4 protein-coding genes are annotated in these 6,690 nt (G+C 68.7%); all 4 read left to right on the top strand.

Annotation, left to right across the window (positions count from 1 at the left end):
- Positions 1-1,048, top strand: a 1,048-nt coding sequence (locus tag N5C88_RS15335; RefSeq protein ID WP_280015670.1) for a hypothetical protein, incomplete at its 5' end; no start/stop codon positions are given.
- 119 nt (positions 1,049-1,167) lie between these two features.
- A complete protein-coding gene (tssM, locus tag N5C88_RS15330) occupies positions 1,168-4,872 on the top strand; it encodes a type VI secretion system membrane subunit TssM (protein ID WP_280015673.1) in 3,705 nt (1,234 codons plus the stop codon).
- Positions 4,869-5,852 (top strand): type VI secretion system-associated protein TagF, encoded by a 984-nt coding sequence (tagF, locus tag N5C88_RS15325; protein ID WP_059371248.1) that lies wholly within the window; start codon positions 4,869-4,871, stop codon positions 5,850-5,852. The genes tssM and tagF overlap by 4 nt, the downstream gene beginning before the upstream one ends.
- A gap of 2 nt (positions 5,853-5,854) precedes the next feature.
- Positions 5,855-6,649 (top strand): OmpA family protein, encoded by a 795-nt coding sequence (locus N5C88_RS15320; RefSeq protein ID WP_059371247.1) that lies wholly within the window; start codon positions 5,855-5,857, stop codon positions 6,647-6,649.
- Positions 6,650-6,690: the final 41 nt, after the last annotated feature.

The raw sequence follows: 6,690 nt of genomic DNA, 5'->3' as shown, positions 1-6,690 counted from the left end.
CGCGCAGCAGCGCCCGGATCTGGATCCCTCCTTCAAGAACACGCAAGGCTTTCCGATCTTCAGCGCGCGGGCGCCGCAGCTCGATACCGATGCGCTGCGCGCCGCAGCGCGCGAGGCGCATGCTCCGGCCGCCGCGCTCGAAGAAGAACGCGTACGCGCAAACTCCCTGCTGGCAGAGGTGGTGGAAGCGCTGTCGCTGGAGGCACGGGCCATCGTACTGAAGCAAGGCGAACCGCAACGCGACGAAGCCTGGCCGCTGCTGCAGCTGGAACTGCTGCTGCCAGCCGAATGGCCTGACGCCGTGCGCGACCACGCAGCCGACCAGGCGCGCGCGGCCGCGGCGTGGCCAGCCAGCCGCATCGCGCAGCGCCTGCACGCCGCGCCAAACGCGCTCGCCTGCGACGGCCTGCTGCGTCAACTGGCGCAGGAACCCCTGACCGCGCGCAGCGCCACGCTGCGCCTGGTCGCCGTCGCCGACTCTTACATCGATGCCGCGCGCGTCGAGCAATGGGACGCCGCCGGCCGCCTCATGTCGAACGCCAATCCTCAAGGCCAGGTGCCAGGCGAAGCCGCGGCGGGCCTGTTGCTGGACCTGGCCGCCCATGCGCCTGGCGGCGAGTCCGCACGCGCCGATTCCGCGCTGACCCTGATCCTGTCTGCACAAACACGGCGCGCGATCGACGCCGACGCGCGCGGCGCGTTGCATGAGCCCCGAGTGACCGAGTTGGCCACGCAGTTCCTGGCCGAACAAGGCCAGCCCGCCGATGGCGTGGCCGCGCTGATCAGCGACGCCGACCATCGCGGCAGCCGCCCGCTGGAAAGCGCTGGCCTGGCTACCGCGCTGTTCCCGGCGCTGGACCCGAACCTGGACTGCCTTGCGGTAGGTTCCGGCTGCGGCCACACCGGCGCGGCCGCGCATCTGCTGACCGTGGCCGTCGCGGGCGTCGCCTGCGCCCAGGCCGGCGCGCCCGTGCTCGCCCTCATGACCCAGGACCCGGCGCTGCGGACGCTGGCGCTGGTGTCGCCTTCCGAAACCCTTCCCGCCTGACCCACAAGAACATAGCTCAAACCATGCGCAGCCCCTCCGATCTCCTATCCGGCGCCTCCCGCGCCATCAGCGAAGGCCGACATTGGTCCTCGCGCGCGCTGGCCAATCCGCGCACCTTCATGGCGCTCGGACTGGTGGCCCTGGTGGTATTCCTGTTCCTGTTCGCCGACACGGTGGAGATCGGCCTGGTCTGGGCGGGCATCGCGCTGGGCGTATGCGTGCTGCTGTGGCTGTGCGCCTATCTGTGGCGCCGGCGGCGCGCACGCAGCGCCAACAGGAACCTGGGCGACATGCTGGAGCAGCAGGTGCAGACCGGCGCCGCCGCCAACCGCAACGACGTGGAAGCGCTGCGCACGCGGCTCACCCAGGCGGTGCGCACCATCAAGACCTCGAAGATCGGCCAGACCTCGGGCAACGAGGCCCTGTACGAGCTGCCCTGGTACATCGTCATCGGCAACCCCGCGGCCGGCAAGAGCAGCGCCGTGATCAATTCCGGCCTGCAGTTTCCCTTTGCGGACAAGAACGGCGCGGCGGTGCGCGGCGTAGGCGGCACGCGCAACTGCGACTGGTTCTTCACCACCGAAGGCATCCTGCTGGACACCGCCGGACGCTATTCGGTGCATGAAGAGGATCGCAACGAATGGATGGGTTTCCTGGACCTGCTCAAGCGGCATCGTCCCAAGGCGCCCATCAACGGCATCATCGTGGCCGCCAGCATCGACGAGCTGACGGGCGCGGGCCCGGAATTCGCGATCAACCTGGCCAAGAACCTGCGCCAGCGCGTGCAGGAGCTGACCGACCGCCTGGAGGTGTTCGCGCCGGTCTACATCATCTTCACCAAGGCCGACCTGATCTCGGGCTTCAGCGAGTTCTTCTCCGACAGCGACCAGAGCGAGCGCGACCGCGTCTGGGGCGCGACCCTGCCCTACGGCGCCGAGGAAAACCGCGACGTGCTGGCGCTGTTCGACAGCCGCTTCGACGAACTGTATGAAGGCCTGAAGGAAATGGGCACGGCGCAGATCTCGTTGCGCAACAGCCGCGACCTGCCGCCCGGCCTGCTGACCTTCCCGCTGGAATTCGCCGGCATCAAGCCGGCGCTGCGCACGTTCCTGTCCACGCTGTTCGAGACCAATCCGTTCCAGTACAAGCCGGTGTTCCGCGGCTTCTACTTCACCAGCGCGCTGCAGGAGGGCGTGACGCAAAGCACTTCCACCGAACGGCTGGCCGAACGCTTCGAGCTGCGTCCCGCCGCGCGCGCGCAGTCGCGCAGCGTCACCTCCAATAACGGCTTCTTCCTGCGCGACCTGTTCTCCAGCGTGATCTTCGCGGACAAGAAACTGGTGCGCCAGCACGCCAGCCCCGCCAAGACGCGCATGCGCTACCTGGCCTTCTTCGGCCTGGTGCTGGCGCTGGGCCTGGTGCTGGGCGGCTGGAGCTGGTCCTATCTGGGCAACCGCCAACTGGCGCAGAACGTGCAGGCCGACCTGGACAAGGTGGTGCGCCTGCAAAGCGAGCGCACCGACCTGCAAAGCAGGCTGGAAGCGATGGAGATCCTGCAGGACCGCATCGAGCAGCTGGACCGTTATTCCTCCAGCCGCCCGTGGTCGCTGGGGTTGGGCCTGTACCAGGGCGACGTGCTGAAGGAGCGGCTGCTGGCCGAGTACTACAACGGCGCGCGCCAGTTCATGCTGACGCCGGTGAAGGCCAGCCTGGAAGACTTCCTGGCCAAGGTCGACACCTCCGCCGCCGCAGCCAGCGGCAGCGCGCCGCAACCGGCGCCGCAGCAAGCCCGCGCCGCGCACGCGGCCAATGGCGACACCCTGTTCCAGGACGCCTCGCCCACCAACGCCGACGACGCCTACAACGCGCTCAAGACCTACCTGATGATGGCCAACCATCAGCACGTGGACCCCACGCACCTGTCCGACCAGATCACGCGCTTCTGGCGCGGCTGGCTGGAAACCAACCGCGGCGCCATGCCGCGCGACCAGTTGATCCGCAGCGCCGAGCGGCTGATCTCGTTCTATGTCGGCCGCGCGCAGGACGAAGGCTGGCCGCAGATCGACACCAATCTGGCGCTGGTCGAAAAGACCCGCGGCAGCCTGCGCGCCGTGATGCAGGGCATGCCGGCGCGCGAACGCGCCTACGCCACGCTCAAGGCCCGCGCCGCGACGCGCTTCCAGGCCATGACCGTGGCGCGCATCGTCGGCGAGAACGACGCGGGCGTGGTCGCGGGCAGCTATGCCATTCCGGGCACGTTCACGCGCGAAGCCTGGGAGCAGTACATCCAGCCCGCCATCGGCGAGGCCGCCAAGAAGGAAGTGCAGACCAGCGACTGGGTGCTGGGCGTGAACGCGCGCGACGACCTGACGCTGGAAGGCAGCCCGGAGCAGATCCAGAAAAGCCTGGCGACGATGTACAAGACCGAGTACGCCGAGGAGTGGCAGAAGTTCCTGCGCGGCGTGACGATCAAGCCCTTCACCAGCTTCGAGCAATCGGTGGGCGCAATGAACCGCCTGGGCGATCCGCAGACCTCGCCCATCGCCAAGCTCATCAACACCACCTATGAGCAGACCTCCTGGGACAATCCCTCGCTGATCAACGCCGGGCTGCAGCAGGCCCAGAGCGGCGTGGTCGGCTGGTTCAAGCGCGTCATCCTGCGCCAGACGCCGCCGTCCCCCGCGCCCGCCACCGCCGCCAACGGCGAAGCGATTCCGATGGGGCCGGTGGGACGCGAATTCTCCGACGTGGCGCGCCTGGTGGTCACGCGCGACAACCAGTCGCTGCTGGGCAACTACATGGGCGCGCTGTCGAAGATACGCACCCGCTTCAACCTGCTGAACAACCAGGGCGACCCCGGCCCCGGCGCACTGACGCTGATGCGCCAGACGCTGGAAGGCAAGGACTCGGAACTGGCCGACGCGCTGAAGCTGGTGGACGAGCAGATGCTGGCGGGCATGTCGGCGACGCAGCGCGAGACCCTGCGCCCGCTGCTGGTGCGCCCGCTGATCCAGGCCTACGCCGTGACCATGCAGCCGGCGGAATCCGAGCTGAACAAGGTCTGGAACGCGCAGGTCTACCGCCCGTTCAACCAGACCCTGGCGGAGAAGTACCCCTTCGCCAGCCGCGCCAGCGTCGAAGCCAGCAGCGATGAGATCGGCCAGGTATTCGGCCCCCAGGGCAGCATCGCCAAGTACGTCAACGACACGCTGGGCCCGCTGACCGTGCGCCGCGGCGACATCCTCACGGCGCGCACCTGGGGCGACATGGGCGTAAGCCTGCAACCCACCTTTACGGCCAACTTCGCGCAGTGGGTGGCGCCGCTCTCGGGTGGCGCGGCCGGCAGCGGCGCGGCCAGCCAGCCGCAGACGCTGTTCCAGATCCAGCCCAAGCCCGCGGCCGGCGTGACCGAGTACACCATCGAGATCGACGGCCAGCAGCTGCGCTACCGCAATACCCCGCCGCAGTGGGTCAATTTCGTGTGGCCCAACGCCCAGGGCGCCCCCGGCGCACGCATCACCGCCACCACCTTCGACGGCAGCGTGGTCGAGATCGTCAACGAACCGGGCCGCTTCGGCCTGGAACGCCTGATCTCCACGGCCCAGCGCACCGCCAACGCCGACGGCAGCTTCAATATGAGCTGGGGCAAATCCAACGTGACGGTGCCGGTGAAGCTGCGCATCATCAGCAACGCCCAGGCGCCCGGCGCCGGCGGCAGCGAGCCCGGCGGCAGCCAGGGCCTGCGCAACCTGCGCCTGCCCTCGTCCGTGATCGGCGCCTCTTCCGAATCCTCCGCCCAGACGCAACCCGGAGCGCCGCAATGAGCAACCCGCAGTCCCCCTTGTTCCGCACGGCCTACTTCGGCAAGATTCCCAGCCGCGGCGACTTCGTGAAGAACACCTCGCATCCGCAGTTGATGGCCACGCTGGATGCCTGGGTCGCCAGCACCATGGAGATGCTGGCGCAGGAGCCGCACTGGAAGGCGCTGTACGACGAGGCCGAGCCCATGCCGTTCGCCATCCTGGGGTCGCGCGGCAAGCTGGCCATCGCGGGGCATCTGCAGCCCAGCCAGGACCTGTCGGGCCGCCGCTACCCCTTCCTCTCGGCCACCTCGGTGGAAGTGCAGAAGCCGCTGGCCTTCATTGCCCGCAGCCCCATCGCCTTCAGCCGCATGTGGAACCGCATGAGCGGCGCCGCCGCCCTGCTGATGCAGGACGGCGATCCCGCCTCGGCGCTGCAGACGCTCAACGAACTGGAAGGCGAAATCCGCACGGCCGCCGACGACGGCTTCGATGCCTTCGTCGACCTGCAAACCGTGGAACGGCTGGAGGCGATGCTGCGCGGCAACGGCCACGCCGCGCGCGTGCACGACATCATCCTGGCGCTGGGCATCCTGCTGGAGCCGGTGATGTCCAGCGGCTCTTCGCAGCTGGACAAGGGACTGTCGCTGCCGCTGCCGGACGATCCGCTCTACATCAACCTGGTGGCCGCCTACTGGATGACGCTGATCTCGCCCTTCCTGTCGCGCGCGGACTTCGAGATCACCCTCTTCATCGGCCGCATTGCCGGCAAGCACCGGCTGGCCGTGGATTTCCGCGGCGCCTCGCCCCAGACGCTGGCCAGTCTGCTGTCCACGCCCCAGGCGTATGCCGAACAGCACATCGTGCTGGAGGACGCGCCCTGGGTCCGCAACCACGTGTCCGCCAGCCATGGCCTGGCCAAGCTGTCCAGCTACCTGGACCAGCCGCGCCTGTCCCTGCGCCTGGCGCTGGATACCTTTCTTGAAGTCTTTACCGGAGCCTGACCATGCGCCTTTCCTTCATGCTCATGGCGGCGCTGTATGCCTGCACGGCCGCGGCCCAGGACGCGGCCACGGTAGTGCCCGCCAACGTCATCCCCCAGCCCGGCCAGGTCGTGGCCAGCGGCGCCGTGCCGGACGAAGCCGCCAAGGCCGACGTGCTGGCGCGGCTGCAGCAGGTGTACGGCGTGGGCAACGTGATCGACCAGATCGACGTGGGCGGCGTGGTCGCGCCGCCGAACTGGTCGGAACACGTCGGCAAACTGATCGGCCAGCCCTTGAAGCAGATCAACCGCGGCCAGCTGGAAATCGACGGCACCCAGATCCGGCTGCGCGGCGAAGTGCAGAACGAAGCCTCGCGCCAGCAAATCGCCAGCGCCTTCGCGACCTCGCTCAATCCCACCTACAAGATCGTCAACGGCCTGCGCGTATCCGCCAGCAAGGACGAACAGGGGCTGCTGGACCAGGTCCTGACCAACCGCGTGGTGGAATTCGAGACCGGCAGCGCCACGCTCACGCCGCGCGGCCGTGAACTGCTGGACAAGGTGGCGGACGTGGTGCCCAAGCTGCACAGCGACAAGGTGCAGATCATCGGCCACACCGACAGTTCCGGCAGCCGCAGCACCAACCTGGCGCTGAGCCAGGCGCGCGCCGATGCGGTCAGGACCTATCTGGTGGACAAGGGCCTGCCGCCAGCGCGCTTCGAGACGCTGGGCGCGGGGCCGGACCAGCCGGTCGCCACCAACGCCACCGCCGAAGGCCGCGCCAAGAACCGCCGCATCGAGTTCCGCGCCAGCCGCTAGGCGCCAGGGCGGCCCGCAAGGGCCGGCTCGCCAAGGGGACT

Source organism: Achromobacter sp. GD03932, from assembly GCF_029839485.1.
Taxonomy (GTDB): Bacteria; Pseudomonadota; Gammaproteobacteria; order Burkholderiales; family Burkholderiaceae_B; genus Achromobacter; species Achromobacter bronchisepticus_A.
The sequence above is the reverse complement of the archived record's forward strand: the minus strand, read 5'-3'. Positions and strand labels throughout refer to the sequence as shown.

Bases quoted from the DNA above. Each gene is read 5' to 3' on its own strand.
- tssM (WP_280015673.1), top strand. From the start codon at position 1,168: ATGGCGCTCGGACTGGTGGCCCTGGTGGTATTCCTGTTCCTGTTCGCC.
- tagF (WP_059371248.1), top strand. From the start codon at position 4,869: ATGAGCAACCCGCAGTCCCCCTTGTTCCGCACGGCCTACTTCGGCAAG.
- N5C88_RS15320 (WP_059371247.1), top strand. From the start codon at position 5,855: ATGCGCCTTTCCTTCATGCTCATGGCGGCGCTGTATGCCTGCACGGCC.